We start from the raw sequence: 15,193 nt of genomic DNA, 5'->3' as shown, positions 1-15,193 counted from the left end.
TCGCGATAATACGCAAAGTTGCGCGTCGTCTACCCTGATCTGGGGCAATCGACAGCGGAACATCATAATAAGTGAGGGGACAAATGGAACTCAAAGGACGCAATGCGACCTGGCTTGAACTCGCGGTCGCGCCGCTGTGGCGCCTCGGTCAGACCCGGGTGCGGGTTCATCCGCTGCAGGGAGGCGGAGAAGGCTGTGTCGGCATCACCGTGGACGAACGCTGGCTGTGCGCCAACGACGGTCGGCTGACCGTCTTCGGTTGCCGTGAGTCGGCGTCGCGCTTCCTCGACTTGCTGCGCATCGATCACATGGAAGAGGGTGAGCCCTCCGAGCTGCCGGCCGACTGCGGCTGCGCCGGGGTGCAGTGCATGCGCCTGGGCACTGCCGGGCTGCGCACCTGCGACGGTCGGGGCAAGCCGGCCCGCCGCAGCGACGGCCCCCGGCGCATCGTCATTCAGTCGCCGCCGCGCAGGATCTCGTTCAGAAGCGAATTCATGCGCTGATCGAAGGCCATCAGCAGGATCTCCGTCGGGAGCGCCTGCGTGGCCAGCACTTCGCGGCAGGTGCTGACCGCGATCTGCATCGCCTGTTCCGCCGGATAACCGTAGATACCGCAGCTGATGGCGGGGAAGGCGATCGTCCGTACGCCGTGGCTGGCAGCCAGTGCCAGGCTGTTGCGATAGCAGGCGGCGAGCAGCGCCGCTTCCCCGTGCCCGCCGCCCCGCCACAGGGGCCCGACGGTGTGGATCACATGGCGCGCCGGCAGCCGGAAACCTGGCGTGATGCGCGCCTCGCCGGTCGGGCAGCCGCCCAGGGTGGCGCAGCAGGCGGTGAGTTCCGGCCCCGCCGCCCGGTGAATCGCGCCGTCCACCCCGCCGCCGCCCAGCAGGCTGCTGTTGGCGGCGTTCACGATGGCATCCACCGCCTGTCGGGTGATGTCGCCGACGCGTACCGAAATCCGCCCGTCTTTCATTCTCGTGCCCCCGCGTTGCTGGCAGACTGTTGCCTGCCGCCATTGTGCGCGGTTTCGGGACGACGCTGCGCGATGGGTGCTTGCCATCGCCGGGCGATCGGGTTCAAAATAATACGGTATTACGCAATAGGGGGCGAAGTGGCCAAGCCTAAGGTGGTGACCGTGCTCTCCCAGAAGGGCGGGGCGGGCAAATCGACGCTGACGATGCAACTGGCCGGCGGCCTTGCCCGGCGTGGCAAGCGGGTGGCGATCATCGATCTGGACCCGCAGGAAACCGCCCTGCGCTGGGCGCGCGCCGCGGCGTCGGCAAACCCTTTCCCGGCCGCGGTGACGCAGCTGGCGGGGGCGCCCGATGGGTTGCCGGCGGCCGTGAAGGCGGCGGGGCGGGAGGCTGACGTGATCCTGCTCGATTGCCCGCCGTCCATCGAGCATGCGGCCACGCTGGCCTCGCTGCAGGTGGCGGACGTGGCCCTGGTGCCGGTGGTGCCGAGCCCGGCCGACCTGTGGTCCACCAAGGGTGCGGAGCGGCTGATCCTGCAGGTGCAGGCGAGCCGCAAGGGGCTGAAGGCGGCGCTGGTGCCCAACCGGGTGCTGCGCACCAATCTGGCCTGGGACGTGCTTGAGGTGATGCGGGATTTCACCCTGCCGGTGCTTGGGGCGGCCCTCTCCCAGCGTAATGCTTTCGCGCAGAGTGCGGTGGTGGGCGGCACGGTGTATCAGCTGGGCCGCGCCGGCAGCGAGGCTGCGCGGGAAGTGGACAAACTGGTTGTGGAAGTCTTGAAACTGACAGGAGATAGAACATGAGCACCAAGACCCGGTCGGCCCTGCGCTCGACCTTGCAGCAGGAGAGCGAAGCGCTCGAGACCCGCCTGCCCGATCCGGCCCCGGCCGAGGCGCCGGCCGCTGCTGCCGAGGTGCCGCCGGCGCCCGTGGCCGAAGCCCAGGTGGCCGTCGAGGCGCCTGCCGTGGAGCCTGCGCCGGCACCGGCCGCCGAAGCCCCGGCCAAGGCCGACAAGCCGAAGGCGCCGGCCAGGCCCGCCGCCAAGCCGGCTGCGAAGCCGGCGGTGAAGGCTGCCGCGCCGAAGGTGGCCAAGGCACCCGCCAAAGCGCCGGCCAAGCTCGCCGCGAAGCCGGCCGAGCCCGAGGCCCCGGTTGAGGTGGCGCCGGTTGCGCCCGCCCCGGCGCCCGAGGTTGCGAAGAAGGCCGCCAAGCCCAAGCCGGTGAAGGCCGAGAAGGCGCCCAAGGCGGAGAAGGCCGAGAAGCCGGCCAAGGCGCCCAAGGCCAAGGCGGAGAAGGCGGTGAAGCCCGTGCGCGAGAAGGTGGTGCGGGATTCCTTCTCGATGCCCAAGAGCGAGCACGCCCAGCTCAAGGCCCTGCGCGAGACGCTGGCCAAGGCCGGGCGCATCTGCACCAAGTCCGAGCTGCTGCGGGCGGGCGTGCAGTTGCTGCTGAAGGAGTCCACGGCCAGCACCAAGGCGCTGGTGGAGGGCCTGGTGGTGGTGCCGAAGGGCAAGGGCGCGAAGTAAGCCCTGCTTGGGGTTGTTCCCAGGACGGCAACAATGGGCGATCCGTTGTTGCCGTTTTTGCGTTAAATGGGCGGGGCGTCTGCCAGTCGCACGGGCACCAGCCCCCGCAGGCCATTGCCGACGTAGAGCGCGTCGGCGTGGCGCAGGTCGTCCGGGCGGAGCGTGGCCTCCCGGGCCCGGCCTTCGCGCAGCAGGCTTCGGCGCAGGGTGCCGTTGAGGAGCCCGGCGCTGGCCGGGGGGGTGAGGAGCAGGCCGTCGCGCTCGACGAAGAGGTTGCTACGGGCGCCTTCGGTCAGCTCGCCCCGTTCGTTGAGGAAGAGCGCGTCGAAGTGACCGGCAGCCATCGCCCGGGCAAGCTCCCGGTCGTACAGGGCGCGGGCGGTGGTCTTGTGGCGCAGGAGCAGGTCGCCGCTGGCGACGGGGTGGGGCGAGAGCACCACGCTGGCGTCGGGCGAGGGGGCGCCGGCGCTGAGCGGGGCGTGCTCCAGGGTGAGGTCGCCGTGCTGGCCAAGGGTGACGCGGACGCGCCGGGGCGTGTCGGCGTCGAGGCCTGCGAGCAGCTGCCGGAAGGTGTCGGGGTTGAAGGCGAAGCCTAGTTCGGCGGCAGAGGCGGTGAGGCGTTCGAGGTGTTCGGCCAGCAGGGGGAAGCCTTCGTCCGGCGTGAAACGCAGGGTTTCGATGAGGCGCAGGCCCTTGGGCAGCCCGGTGAGGAAGCGCGCCTTGAGGTGGCACTCGGCCCATTCGGCGGCGGGCTGGGAGTCGAACACCACGCCGCTGCCCACGTCGAGGCGGGCCGCGCCGTCTGCGTCCAGGCGCAGGGTGCGGATCGGCACGCTGAAGCGGAAGTCGCCGCCAGGGCGCAGCCAGCCCAGGGCGCCGCAGTAAAGGCCGCGGGGCGCGGTTTCGAGTTCGCGGACGATCTCCATGGCGCGGATCTTCGGGGCGCCGGTGATCGACCCGCAGGGGAAGAGCGCCCGGAAGATGGCCGGGAGGTCGGCGTCCACCGGCTCGGCGACGACCCGGGAGGTCATCTGCCAGACGGTGGGGAAGGGTTCGATGCGGCACAGGTCCTCGACCCGCACGCCGCCGGCCGGGGCAAGGCGGCCCATGTCGTTGCGGATGAGGTCCACGATCATCACGTTTTCGGCGCGATCCTTGGCGGAGGCGGCGAGGTCGGCGGGGTCGGTGTCGCGCGGGGCGGTGCCCTTCATGGGGCGGCTGGCGAGGGTGCGGCCGTGGCGTTCGAGGAAGAGTTCGGGCGAGCGGGACAGGATCGCCCCGCCGGCGTGGGCGATGAAGGCGCCGTAGCGCACCGGCTGGGCGGCGCGCAGGGCACGGTAGAGGGCGGCGGGGTGGCCGAAGCTGCGGCCACGCAGGGGGAAGGTGAGGTTGACCTGGTAGCAGTCGCCGGCGGCGATGTAGTCGCGGATGCGCTCGACCCGGGCGAGGTAGTCGGCCTCGTCGATGCCGGGGGCGAGCTGCCCCACGCCGCCGGGGGCGTCGCCGGCCATCTCCGCGAGCCAGGCATCGACGGCGGTATCGGAGAGCCACTCGCCGCGGGCGAAGATCCAGCCGGCGACGAGGGGCGCCGGGCTGGCGGGCAGCAGCGGGCGCAGGCGCGGCTCGATGGCGTAGCCGAGTTCGTAGCTGGCGGCCAGGGCGACCCAGGCGCCGTCGCGGGCGGCCTGTTCGAGGCGGGCGAGGGCGGCGGGCCAGGCGGCGGGGTCGGTGCAGCGGATCTCGTCGACAAGGCCGGTGAGCAGCCACGCGCCGGCGCTGCCGGTGGCGTCGAGGTTGTCGTCGAAGAGGGCGAAGGGGCGCGCGAGGGGCGCGGTGTCGGAGCGGTGCGGCATCGCCGCGGAGTTTACCTGCTCGTCGGCGCCGGGCGTAGGGGAGGCGCGGGAAATCGTCGCCCCGCCGGGCCGCCCCGGCCGGATGGGGGCCGGAGCGGGCGGACGGTGGGGCGGAGGGGGCTTACAGCAGCGGGCTGCCGGAGTGTTCGCCGCGCTCGTACACCACGTGGGCACGACCGACCAGCAGCGGGTCGAGGGGGCCGATGTGGTCGATCTCTTTGTTGGTGTAGGGCAGCTTGTGGAGGATGTAGCGCATGGCGTTGAGGCGCGCGCGCTTTTTGCAGTCGGATTTGATGACCGTCCAGGGGGCGTCGGCGGTGTCGGTGTGGAAGAACATCGCCTCCTTGGCCTTGGTGTAGTCCTCCCACTTGTCGAGGGAGGCAAGGTCGATGGGGCTGAGTTTCCACTGCTTGAGCGGGTGGGCCTCGCGCTCCTTGAAGCGGCGTCGCTGCTCTTCGCGGCTCACCGAGAACCAGAACTTGATGAGGTGCACGCCGCTGCGCACCAGGTGACGTTCGAACTCGGGCGTCTGGCGCATGAACTCGAGGTACTCGTCGGGCGAGCAGAAGCCCATCACGCGCTCGACGCCGGCCCGGTTGTACCAGGAGCGGTCGAACAGGGCGATCTCGCCGGCGGTGGGCAGGTGCTGGATGTAGCGCTGGAAGTACCACTGGCCGCGTTCGGTCTCGGTGGGCTTCTCGAGGGCCACGACCTTGGCGCCGCGGGGGTTGAGGTGTTCCATGAAGCGCTTGATGGTGCCGCCCTTGCCGGCCGCGTCGCGGCCTTCGAAGAGGATCACCACGCGCTGGCCGGTCTCCTTGACCCAGGCCTGGAGCTTGAGGAGTTCGACCTGCAGGCGGTACTTCTGCTTCTCGTAGGCCTTGCGGGACATGAGGTTCTTGTAGGGGTAGGCGCCTTCGCGCCAGCCTTCGGCGAGCTCTTCGTCCGGGTGGGAGGGCAGCTTTTTGTAGACCGCTTCGTCTTCGGCCAGCAGGGCCTTGCGCAGGACTTCGGCGTCGTCGGGGGAGGCGCCGGCCATGATGGCCTGGAGGGTCTCGGCGATGCTGTGGGTGTCGTGCTTGGCGAGGGTGGCCACGATGTCGGCGACGGCGGTGGCCTTGGCGTCGCGGGCGGCGTCGACGGCCTCGCTGACCTCGAAGTTCTCGATGGCCGCGGGGGTTTCCTTGGGGGCCACGTCGCCGGCGGCGGTGTGGCGCGGGGCGGGGCGGGACGTGGTCTTGGCGTTTGTTTTTTCAGTCATTTACGCTTCCTTTTTCTCCGTTTGTGTCCGTTCGGCACAGCGCGCGGCGTAGCTGCGGCAGCGCTCGATGTATTCGGTGGTGCTCTTGGGCATCGGCGTGCGGGCCCGGGTGACGTAGCTCACCAGATCGCGGCCCTGCTGGATGAGCAGGCGGCCGTCGGCGACGAGGTGGCGGTCTTCGCTGTCGATGGGCATCTCCGCCGTGTTGAAGTAGGCGCACAGGCGTTCGCCGGCGGTGACGAAGCTGGTCCAGATGTCGAAGATGTCCGGGTCGGTGCGCAGGGTTTCGGTCTTGATGTGGGCGGCCTTGGCGAAGGTGCGCACGTGGGGGGCAAGCCCCCGGAAACAGGGGAGCGGCTCGAAGTATTCGACCATCGCGTCGGCGATGCGGTCGATGTCGCGCAGGGTGAGGGCGATCTTGACGTAGCGGCTCTCGTAGAAATCTTCGAGGGGGATCGAGAAGGCCTTGAAGGGCTCGCCCCACAGTTCGTCGATGCCCTCTTCGCCGGAGCGGTGCAGCACCAGCCGCCCGAGCCCCAGGGCTTCCTGCAGGCAGCGGCCGCATTCGCGCATCAGGGCGTTGTCGGACTGGATCTCGATGCCCACGCTCTGCAGCTCGACGAGCTTGGTGAAGATGTCGGCGGCGCGGTTGAACAGGGCGCCGGCCAGCATGGCGCCCTTGACGCGCCGGCGCTCGGCGTCGGCCTCGTCCTCGTAGCTCTTGCGGGCTTCGTTGAGCCGGCTGCCGGGGATGTTGAGGCCGTGCTCGACATGGTTGAAGAGCCGCCGGGTGAGCGCGCCGATGAGCTTGCGTTTGGCCTGGAGGGTGTCTTCGGGAACGGCGTAGGTCTTGACCCAGTAGCCGGAATAGAAGACGCGCTCCGTGCCGTCGATGACCAGTCGGGAGCCTTCCGGAATGTCGTCGTCCATGGTTCGTCTGCAACAGCACTTCGATTACGGGAATTTGAAATTCTGCACCAGAATCGGCGTTTGCTGACGCTCTCCGGCGATAATTTCACCGACCTGTCAAGGTGGCAGACGCTGCCCTGTCAAGGTGGCAGGGGAGGTCAGACGACGCCGTCGAGCACCTGGACCTGCACGGTGTCGCCGGCGGCCACGCTGCCTTGCCCGGGGCCGAGGACGATGAGGCAGTTGGCGTCGGCCATCGAGCTGAGGATGCCGGAGCCCTGGGCCGGGGTGCTCCTCACCTGCCAGCCGCCGTCGCCCTGGAAGAGCACGCCGCGGACAAATTCGGTGCGGCCCGGCTGTTTGCGGATCGGGGTGACGCAGGGCACCGGCAGCAGGGGGGGCTCGGGCAGCGGGTCGATGCCGGCCAGGCGCATCAGCGCGGGCCGGGCGAACTGGTAGAAGGTGACCATCACCGCCACCGGGTTGCCGGGCAGGCCGAACAGCCAGGCGCTGCCGTCGTCGCCGCCGATGCGCCCGAAGGCCATCGGGCGGCCGGGTTTCATGGCGATCTTCCAGAACAGCACTTCGCCCAGGCGGGCCATCACCTCGCGGGTGAAATCCGCCTCGCCCACCGATACGCCGCCGCTGGTGATGACCGCGTCGGCAATGCCGGCGGCTTCGCGCAGGGTGGTCTCGAGGGCGTCGGGGTCGTCGCGGATGACGCCGATGTCGATGATGTCGAAGCCCAGCTGGCTGAGCATGCCGAAGATCGTGTAGCGGTTGCTGTCGTAGATCTGGCCGGGGGCGGCGGGGGTGCCGATGGTGGCGATCTCGTTGCCGGTGGAGAAGAAGGCCACGCGCAGACGGCGGCGCACGGCTACCTCGCCGATGCCCAGCGACGCGACGAGGCCCAGTTCGGCGGGGCGGATCAGGCGCCCGGCGGGCAGGGCCGGGAGGCCGGCGCGCAGGTCTTCGCCGGCGCGGCGGATGTTCTGGCCGGGGCGCTGGCCGGCGGGGATCGTTACCTTGCCGTCGGCGGCGCGGGTGATTTCCTGCATCGCCACGGTGTCGACGCCGGCGGGCAGGGGCGCGCCGGTCATGATGCGTACGGCCTGGCCGGGGCCCACGCGGCCGTCGAAGCCCTGGCCGGCGAAGGCGCTGCCGACGATGTCGAGCACGGTGTCGCCGTCGGCGTTGAGGTCTTCGCCGCGCAGGCCGTAGCCGTCCATGGCGGAGTTGTCGTGGGCGGGCACGTCGATGGGCGAGACGACGGGCTGGGCCAGCACCCGGCCGAGGGCGTCGCGCAGGGGGACGCGCTCGATGCCGTCGATGGGGCTCAGTGCGTCGAGGATGAGCTGGCGGCCCAGGTCGACGGGCAGGGCGGTGGGGTCGTAGGCGTCGTGGCAGCCGAACTGTTGGGCGAGGGATGTCACCGGGGGGCGTCTCCAGCTTGATGGGCGCGGAGTTCATCCGCCGTGTTGATGTTGACGAAGGCGTCGGGGGCGTCGTCGAAGGGGCAGGCGACCCACTTCAGGCGGCGCAGCCACAGCTCCATGCGGCGACCGCCGGCGCGGGTGAAGGCTTGCAGATCGGGCAGCACGAAGCTGTGCATGAGCGCGAACACCGGGTGGAGCCGGTCGCCGGTGCGGGCGACGGCCACGCTGGCGCGCTCGGCGCTCAGGGCGTCGGCCAGCCGGGGCACCAGATCGGGCGGCAGGAAGGGGCTGTCGCAGGGGGCGGTGGCGAGGTAGGGGGTGGCGCAGGCGGCGAGACCGGCTTCGAGCCCGGCCAGGGGGCCGGCAAAGCCGGGCAGGCGGTCGGGCACCACCGGGCGGCAGAAACGGGCGTACTGCTCGACGCTGCGGTTGGCACTGATGAGGATCGGCCCGACCTGGGGGCTGAGGCGTTCCAGCACCCTGGCGACCATCGGCTGGCCGTCGAGCAGGACGAGGCCCTTGTCGATGCCGCCCATGCGGCTGCCGCGGCCGCCGGCGAGGACGAGGCCGGTGATGTTCTCGGTGCTGGCGGGGATCATGTCGGGCGGGCCGCGGCGCGGCCGGTGGCGTAGCAGGCGCTTCGGAGGGCGTCGCTCATCCTAGCCTCCGATGTAGGACATTTCGATCTTCCGCAGGCTGGCGGTGGCAGCGGTGCGGATCTCGGAGTAGCGGTCGTCGCGTCGGTTCCAGATGCTGCCGATGACCGCCGAGAGTTCGGCGTCGCTGCGCCGGGCGCGCATCAGGCTGCGCAGGTCGTGGCCGCTCTGGGCGAACAGGCAGGTGTATAGCCGGCCTTCGGTGGACAGGCGGGCGCGGGTGCAGGTGGAACAGAAGGCCTGGGTGACCGACGAGATGACGCCGATCTCGCCGCCGCCATCCAGATAGCGCCAGCGCTCCGCCACCTCGCCGGTGTAGTTGGGGTCGATGGCTTCGAGGGGGAAGTGTTCGCCGATGCGCCGGACGACTTCGGCGGAGGGGATCACGTCGTCCATCCGCCAGCCGTTGGAGCTGCCCACGTCCATGAACTCGATGAAGCGCAGGATGTGGCCGCTGCCGCGGAAGTGGCGGGCGAGGGGGACGATCTCCTGGTCGTTCATGCCGCGCTTGACCACCATGTTGATCTTGACCGGGCCGAGGCCCGCGGCGGCGGCGGCGTCGATGCCGGCCAGCACGTCGGCCACCGGCACGTCCATGTCGTTCATGGCCTTGAAGACGACGTCGTCCAGCGAATCGAGGCTCACCGTGACCCGCGACAGCCCGGCCGCCTTGAGGGCCGCGGCTTTCCTGGGCAGCAGCACGCCGTTGGTGGTGAGGGTGACTTCCATGCCGGGGATGGCCGCCAGCTGGGCCACCAGGCGTTCGAGGTTGCGCCGCAGCAGGGGCTCGCCGCCGGTGAGGCGGATCTTGGTGACGCCGTGGGCGGCGAACAGGCGGGCGAGGCGGGTGATCTCCTCGAAGCTGAGGAGGGATTCTCGCGGGAGGAAGGCGTAGTCCTTGTCGAACACCGCCTTGGGCATGCAGTACACGCAGCGGAAGTTGCAGCGGTCGGTGACCGAGATGCGCAGGTCCTTCACCGCCCGGCCGCGGCTGTCGAGCAGCTGCCCGGTGGGGGCCGGCAGGTCGGCGGGGATGCGGGGCAGTTGGCCGAGCTGACGCTCGTCGGCCAGGGGGATGACTCGCTGGTTCATGGTGTCGGTGGCGTGGGCTGCGCAAGCCGCTTTTTAGCGGGGGCTGCGGACCGGCGCCTTGTCATGGGGCAAGCGTGGGGCGGTCCGCCGGAAAATTATCTGCGGCGGGGCGGGGCAGAGCAAGCGGCACTTGCTGCAGCGGGCCGCTCAGGGCCGCTCGAAGCGGTCGCCGATGGCGTGGATCGGGTGGGTGGCGGGCCTGTCGGGCCACTTGCGGATGGCCGGGGTGGTGTGGCGCTGTTCGCCGAGCACTCACTGCCGGGTCCTCGTCCGTGTGGCCGATGATGCCGCGGCGCAAGCCCCGGCGCCCCGCAGGCGAACCCGCCCCGCCCCCGGCCTGCTCAAGCCGGCGGGCTTCCACCGGGCGCTGTTCGATTTTCGGTAAGCGGGCGGTTTTGTGCCCCGAAAATTGATCTAGCTCAATCCGGGGAGCGGTTTGCCGGCGGGCGTTTCTGCATGGCATATGCGGCATGAGCGCCGGTATGCTACGATCTTCGTGGGTGGGTTTTCCACCTGCCTTGTCCGTTTAATCAGGTTCGGGTAAATATCCATTCGAACCCCATGAGGAACCGTGGTATGAAAATCAAAAAGACCGCCATCGCCTTTGCCCTGCTTGCGCTTCAGGCCGTTGCTGCGAATGCTCAAATGAACAACAGCGGTCCCGTCGGAAGCGGGCCCAATCCTTACTCCGAATGCGGTATCGGCGCGGCACTGTTCAAGGACGTGCATTGGGCCGCGATCACGTCCAACGTGATCTGGGATCTGGGAACGACCGCCCTGACCTCCGCCACCGCCAGCCCGCAGACCTGTAATGCCCGTCAGGTGAAGGCCGCCCTCTTCATCCGCGACACCTACGAGCAGCTCGCCGAAGAAACCGCCCGCGGTCAGGGCGAACACCTGGCCACCGCCCTCAACCTCTTCGAATGCGACGCCGCTGCGCACGCCGCCGTGATCGGCGACACCCGCAAGTCGATGGGTGAAGCGGTTGCCGCGTCGGGCTACGCCACCCAGCCCCGTCTGGACAAGGCCGCCGGTCTCTACCGCGCGATCGCATCGTCCGCGGCCCAGCGCTGCACGATCTGAGCCTCGTCTGTACCGTGCGCCGGCCGGTTCTTCCGGTCGGCGCGTTTTTTTGCGCGGTCCGCTTCCGGTGTTCCTCTCTTCCTGCTTCCGGCTTCTGGCCATCGGCGTCTGCCTGCTGGCGGCGCTCCCCTTGCATGCCCGGGCTGCGGCCCCCCTCGATCCGTCGGGTCTGGCCCGCCAGGACGGCTGGCTGCGCCTGGGGCATTACGTGGCCGATCCTGCCTCGCCCAGCGGCTTTCGCAGCGCCATCTTTAGCGACACCTTCTTTTTGTCGCCCGCGGGGCGGACCGATCCGGAGTCCGAACTGCGCGCGACCCTGGCCGCGATGGCGGCCCCCGGCCCGGCGGGCGACGCGCATCCCCAGTGCCGCTTTCCGGCGCGGCGGTTGTGGATCGCCCGCCAGTGGGGTGCGGAGCAGCCCTTCGCGCTGCGCCCCTGCCCAACCTTCGACGACTGGACCCGCAAGGGCACCATCGGCTCGGTGAGCATCGTGCTGGCCAACGGTTTTCTCGGAAACCCCGCCTCCTACTACGGTCACACCTTCCTCAAGCTCAATTTCGACGGCGACCCCACCCGCTCCGGCCTGCAGGATCTGACCCTCAATTACGGCGCCATCGACACCACCGGCGACGACCCCGTCAGCTACATCGTAAAGGGGGTGCTGGGCGGCTACGACGGTGGCTTCAGCGAGATCGGCTACTACTTCCACGAGAACAACTACGGTGAGAACGAGCTGCGCGACCTGTGGGAGTACCGGCTGAGCCTGCCGCAGGCGCAGGTGGATCTCATCGTTGCCCATGCCTGGGAGGTGCTGAACAAGCGCTACCGCTACTACTTCTTTCGGGAGAACTGTGCCTTCCGGATGACCGAGATCGTGCAGGTGGTGGAGGGGCTCGACCTGATCCCCGCCGACAGGCCGTGGACGGTGCCCCTGTCGGTGCTCCAGCAGCTCCCCGCGGCCCGCTATCGGGGGCAGGCCATCATGGGGTCGGCGCGCTACCAGCCCTCGCGCCAGACCCGCTTTTACCGCAGCTACCGCAACCTCGACGGGGGCGAGCGGGCGCTGCTCAAGGCGCTGGTTGCCGGCGATGAGGCGCTGACCGGGCCCGCCTTCGAGGCGTTGCCGGTGGAGGCGCGGCACGCGGTGCTGGACGCCGGGATCGATTACCTCCAGTTCATCGCCGATCCGGACGCGCGGGCGCGGGGTGTCGTCGACCCGCGCTACGTCCGGGCACTGGCCGCGCGCTATGCCCTGCCGCCCGGCCGCCGGCCGCTGCCCCCGGCGGTGCCGCCGCCGCCCCACGAGGGGCGCTCGCCAAGCTGGGTGCAGGTTGGGGCGATGGGGGGCGCGGCCAGCGGCGGCTGGGCGCTGCTCCGGCTCCGCCCGGCTTACTACGACCCCCTCGATTCCGACAGCAGCCACATTCCCAACGCGACGCTGGCGATGGGCGACGTCCAGTTGTTGTTCCGCGCCCAGGAGGTCCGCCTGCGCCGCCTCGATCTGATCTCCATCGAGAGCGCGGCGCCGGGGGTGAGCGGCTTGCCGGGGGATCGCGGGTTTGCCTGGAAACTGAAGTTCGGCGCCGAGCAGGCACGCCTTGCCTGCGGCGACTGCCTGGTGCCGCGGCTGCAGGGCGACATGGGGGTTGGGCGGACCCTTGCCGAGGGGGTGTTTCTGGCGGGGTACGTGGGCGGCGCGCTGCAGCAGGATCGCCACCGCCAGGGGGCCGCGTTCGGGCGGGTGTCGCTCGACCTGATCGTGCGCCCTCGCGGCGACCTGGGGCTGCGTGTCGGGGTCGAGCAGCGCATTCCCGTCGAGGCGCTGGGAGCGTCCTACCGGGTGGCCCGGGTGGAGGCTCGCTACGGGCTCGGTAAGCAGGCCGACCTCCGTCTCCGGCACGAAGCCGACGGGTCGGGCGAGACCAGCGTCGGGCTGGGGTTCTACTGGTGAGCCGCGGCGGATGAACCAAGGGGGCACCCCGGCCGGGGCGCCCCCTTCATGCCTGCGTGGCCGCGATCAGGCCAGATCGAAGCGGTCGAGGTTCATCACCTTGGCCCACGCGGCGACGAAGTCGCGCACGAAGGTCTCCTTCGCGTCGTCGCTGGCGTACACCTCGGCCAGGGCCCGCAGCTGCGAGTTGGAGCCGAACACCAGGTCGACGACGGTGCCGGTCCATTTGAGGTCGCCGGTGACCCGGTCGCGGCCTTCGAGCACGCCCGGGGCGGTGGCGGATTTCTGCCACCTGGTGCCCATGTCGAGCAGGTTCACGAAGAAGTCGGTGGAGAGGGTCTCGGGTCGGGCGGTGAAGATGCCGTGGGTCGAGCGGTCGAAGTTGGCGCCCAGGGCGCGCATCCCGCCGATGAGCACGGTCATCTCCGGCGCCGTCAGGGTGAGGAGCTGGGCCTTGTCGATGAGCAGTTCGGCGGCCACGCCCTCCAGGCCCGGGCGCACGTAGTTGCGGAAGCCGTCGGCGGCGGGCTCCAGCACGGCGAAGGAGGCCACGTCGGTCTGGTCCTGTGAGGCGTCCATCCGGCCCGGGGCGAAGGGCACGCTCACGTCGAAGCCGGCCTTCTTCGCGGCGGCCTCGATGGCGGCGCTGCCACCCAGCACGATCAGGTCGGCCAGCGAGAGCTTCTTGCCGCCGGATTGCGCAGCGTTGAATTCGCCCTGGATGCCTTCGAGGGTGGCGAGCACCTGGGCCAGTTCGGCGGGCTGGTTGACCGCCCAGTCCTTCTGCGGGGCGAGGCGGATGCGCGCACCGTTGGCGCCGCCGCGCTTGTCGCTGCCGCGGAAGGTGGCGGCCGACGCCCAGGCGGTGGTGACGAGCTGGGAGATGGTGAGGCCCGAGGCAAGGAGGCGGGCCTTGAGGGCGGCGATGTCCTGCTCGTCGATCAGGGGGTGATCCACGGCGGGGATCGGGTCCTGCCAGATCAGGGTTTCGGCAGGCACCAGCGGGCCGAGGTAGCGGGCGACCGGCCCCATGTCCCGGTGGGTGAGCTTGAACCAGGCGCGGGCGAAGGCGTCGGCGAACTGCTCCGGGTGCTCCAGGAAGCGCCGGGAGATCTTCTCGTAGGCGGGGTCGAAGCGCAGGGCGAGGTCGGTGGTGAGCATCGCCGGGGCGTGGCGCCGGGTCGGGTCATGGGCGTCGGGCACGGTGCCGGCGCCCATGCCGTGCCTGGGCGTCCATTGGTGGGCGCCGGCCGGGCTCTTGGTGAGTTCCCATTCGTAGCCGAAGAGGTTCCAGAAGAAGTTGTTGCTCCAGCGGGTGGGGGTGGTGGTCCAGGTCACTTCCAGCCCGCTGGTGATGGTGTCGCCACCCTTGCCGCTGCCGTAGGTGCTGGCCCAGCCGAAGCCCTGCTGCTCGATGCCGGCAGCCTCCGGTTCGGCGCCCACGTGCTTGGCGTCGCCCGCCCCGTGGGTCTTGCCGAAGGTGTGACCGCCGGCGATGAGGGCGACGGTCTCCTCGTCGTCCATGGCCATGCGGGCGAAGGTCTCGCGGATGTCCCGTGCGGCGGCGACGGGGTCGGGGTTACCGTTGGGGCCTTCGGGGTTCACGTAGATCAGGCCCATCTGCACGGCGGCGAGGGGGTTCTCCAGGTTGCGGTCGCCGCTGTAGCGCTGGTCGTCGAGCCACTTGCGCTCGGCGCCCCAGTAGATGTCCTCCTCCGGTTCCCAAATGTCCTCGCGCCCGCCGGCAAAGCCGAAGGTCTTGAAGCCCATCGATTCCAGCGCCACATTGCCGGCCAGGATCATCAGGTCGGCCCACGAGATGTTGCGGCCGTACTTCTGCTTGACCGGCCAGAGCAGGCGACGGGCCTTGTCCAGGTTGGCGTTGTCGGGCCAGCTGTTGAGCGGGGCGAAGCGCTGGTTGCCGGTGCCCGCGCCACCGCGGCCGTCGCTCACCCGGTAGGTGCCGGCGCTGTGCCAGGCCATGCGGACGAAGAAGGGGCCGTAGTGGCCGAAGTCGGCAGGCCACCAGTCCTGCGAGTCGGTCATCAAGGCGTGAAGATCGTTCACCACGGCGCCCAGGTCGAGTTGCTTGAAGGCTTCGGCGTAGTTGAAACCTTCGCCCATGGGGTTGGATTTGGCCGTGTGCTGGTGAAGGATGCCGAGCTTCAACTGGTTGGGCCACCAGTCGGCATTGGAGGGGGCGCCGGCGGTGGTGTGCTTGCGGACGTCGCCCGAGAACGGGCACTTGGATTCGGCGGACATGGCAATCTCCTCTTGCTGTTGTTGGTCGGTCACCGGTGGACCGTCGGAACAATTGTATGGTTTTGCCGCCGCGCACACCAATTGCATTTGGCGATGAGAGCGATAGGAGAGGGGCGCTGGCAATCCGGGGCTGGAAAGCAGAAAAGCCAACCCTCGCGGATTGGCTTTTCTGCTTGCTTGTCTTGGCTCCT

General features: G+C 69.8%; 13 protein-coding genes. 5 read left to right on the top strand and 8 right to left on the bottom strand.

The window, feature by feature from the left end; genetic code table 11:
- Positions 1 to 83 precede the first annotated feature (83 nt).
- Positions 84 to 503: a hypothetical protein gene (locus tag ACE3N6_RS07630; RefSeq protein WP_374244587.1), complete on the top strand. Its 420-nt coding sequence runs from the start codon at positions 84 to 86 to the stop codon at positions 501 to 503.
- On the opposite strand, the gene ACE3N6_RS07625 is transcribed toward ACE3N6_RS07630, so the two are convergent.
- Positions 455 to 973 (bottom strand): O-acetyl-ADP-ribose deacetylase, encoded by a 519-nt coding sequence (locus ACE3N6_RS07625; protein ID WP_374244586.1) that lies wholly within the window; start codon positions 971 to 973, stop codon positions 455 to 457. The genes ACE3N6_RS07630 and ACE3N6_RS07625 overlap by 49 nt on opposite strands.
- A gap of 162 nt (positions 974 to 1,135) precedes the next feature.
- Here ACE3N6_RS07625 and parA point away from each other — a divergent pair, with 162 nt between their 5' ends.
- Positions 1,136 to 1,777: a ParA family partition ATPase gene (gene parA, locus ACE3N6_RS07620; RefSeq protein WP_374244585.1), complete on the top strand. Its 642-nt coding sequence runs from the start codon at positions 1,136 to 1,138 to the stop codon at positions 1,775 to 1,777.
- Entirely contained in the window at positions 1,774 to 2,499 is a 726-nt protein-coding gene (locus ACE3N6_RS07615; RefSeq protein ID WP_374244584.1) for a hypothetical protein, read from the top strand. Before parA ends, ACE3N6_RS07615 begins: the two co-directional genes overlap by 4 nt.
- 62 nt (positions 2,500 to 2,561) lie before the next feature.
- Here ACE3N6_RS07615 and pabB read toward each other — a convergent pair whose 3' ends face one another.
- The 6 genes from pabB to moaA all read right to left on the bottom strand — a co-directional run bounded on the left by pabB (position 2,562) and on the right by moaA (position 9,706).
- Positions 2,562 to 4,352: an aminodeoxychorismate synthase component I gene (gene pabB, locus ACE3N6_RS07610; protein WP_374244583.1), complete on the bottom strand. Its 1,791-nt coding sequence runs from the start codon at positions 4,350 to 4,352 to the stop codon at positions 2,562 to 2,564.
- 121 nt (positions 4,353 to 4,473) lie between these two features.
- A complete protein-coding gene (gene ppk2 / locus ACE3N6_RS07605) occupies positions 4,474 to 5,613 on the bottom strand; it encodes a polyphosphate kinase 2 (RefSeq protein WP_374244582.1) in 1,140 nt (379 codons plus the stop codon).
- Entirely contained in the window at positions 5,614 to 6,543 is a 930-nt protein-coding gene (locus ACE3N6_RS07600) for a hypothetical protein (protein ID WP_374244581.1), read from the bottom strand.
- Between the two features lie 137 nt (positions 6,544 to 6,680).
- Positions 6,681 to 7,955 carry a gephyrin-like molybdotransferase Glp gene (gene glp, locus ACE3N6_RS07595; RefSeq protein ID WP_374244580.1) on the bottom strand — a complete coding sequence of 425 codons (1,275 nt, stop codon included), beginning with the start codon at positions 7,953 to 7,955 and terminating at the stop codon, positions 6,681 to 6,683.
- Entirely contained in the window at positions 7,952 to 8,557 is a 606-nt protein-coding gene (gene mobA / locus ACE3N6_RS07590) for a molybdenum cofactor guanylyltransferase MobA (protein ID WP_374244579.1), read from the bottom strand. The genes glp and mobA overlap by 4 nt, the downstream gene beginning before the upstream one ends.
- A 60-nt stretch (positions 8,558 to 8,617) precedes the next feature.
- Complete coding sequence (gene moaA, locus ACE3N6_RS07585; RefSeq protein ID WP_374244578.1) at positions 8,618 to 9,706, bottom strand: GTP 3',8-cyclase MoaA; 1,089 nt, start codon at positions 9,704 to 9,706, stop codon at positions 8,618 to 8,620.
- Between the two features lie 576 nt (positions 9,707 to 10,282).
- On the opposite strand from moaA, the gene ACE3N6_RS07580 reads away from it, so the two are divergent.
- Positions 10,283 to 10,789, top strand: a complete 507-nt coding sequence (locus ACE3N6_RS07580) for a DUF3015 family protein (protein WP_374244577.1) — start codon at positions 10,283 to 10,285, stop codon at positions 10,787 to 10,789.
- A gap of 67 nt (positions 10,790 to 10,856) precedes the next feature.
- Positions 10,857 to 12,740: a DUF4105 domain-containing protein gene (locus ACE3N6_RS07575; protein ID WP_374244576.1), complete on the top strand. Its 1,884-nt coding sequence runs from the start codon at positions 10,857 to 10,859 to the stop codon at positions 12,738 to 12,740.
- A 66-nt stretch (positions 12,741 to 12,806) separates the two neighbouring features.
- Here ACE3N6_RS07575 and katG read toward each other — a convergent pair whose 3' ends face one another.
- Positions 12,807 to 15,002, bottom strand: a complete 2,196-nt coding sequence (katG, locus tag ACE3N6_RS07570; RefSeq protein WP_374244575.1) for a catalase/peroxidase HPI — start codon at positions 15,000 to 15,002, stop codon at positions 12,807 to 12,809.
- Between the last annotated feature and the right edge of the window lie 191 nt (positions 15,003 to 15,193).

This window comes from Zoogloea sp. (genome assembly GCF_041904905.1).
Lineage (GTDB): Bacteria > Pseudomonadota > Gammaproteobacteria > Burkholderiales > Rhodocyclaceae > Zoogloea.
The sequence above is the reverse complement of the archived record's forward strand: the minus strand, read 5'-3'. Positions and strand labels throughout refer to the sequence as shown.

Coding starts and splice junctions, on each gene's coding strand:
- ACE3N6_RS07630 (WP_374244587.1), top strand. CDS start 84: ATGGAACTCAAAGGACGCAATGCGACCTGGCTTGAACTCGCGGTCGCG.
- ACE3N6_RS07625 (WP_374244586.1), bottom strand. CDS start 973: ATGAAAGACGGGCGGATTTCGGTACGCGTCGGCGACATCACCCGACAG.
- ACE3N6_RS07615 (WP_374244584.1), top strand. CDS start 1,774: ATGAGCACCAAGACCCGGTCGGCCCTGCGCTCGACCTTGCAGCAGGAG.
- pabB (WP_374244583.1), bottom strand. CDS start 4,352: ATGCCGCACCGCTCCGACACCGCGCCCCTCGCGCGCCCCTTCGCCCTC.
- ppk2 (WP_374244582.1), bottom strand. CDS start 5,613: ATGACTGAAAAAACAAACGCCAAGACCACGTCCCGCCCCGCCCCGCGC.
- ACE3N6_RS07600 (WP_374244581.1), bottom strand. CDS start 6,543: ATGGACGACGACATTCCGGAAGGCTCCCGACTGGTCATCGACGGCACG.
- mobA (WP_374244579.1), bottom strand. CDS start 8,557: ATGATCCCCGCCAGCACCGAGAACATCACCGGCCTCGTCCTCGCCGGC.
- moaA (WP_374244578.1), bottom strand. CDS start 9,706: ATGAACCAGCGAGTCATCCCCCTGGCCGACGAGCGTCAGCTCGGCCAA.
- ACE3N6_RS07580 (WP_374244577.1), top strand. CDS start 10,283: ATGAAAATCAAAAAGACCGCCATCGCCTTTGCCCTGCTTGCGCTTCAG.
- katG (WP_374244575.1), bottom strand. CDS start 15,002: ATGTCCGCCGAATCCAAGTGCCCGTTCTCGGGCGACGTCCGCAAGCAC.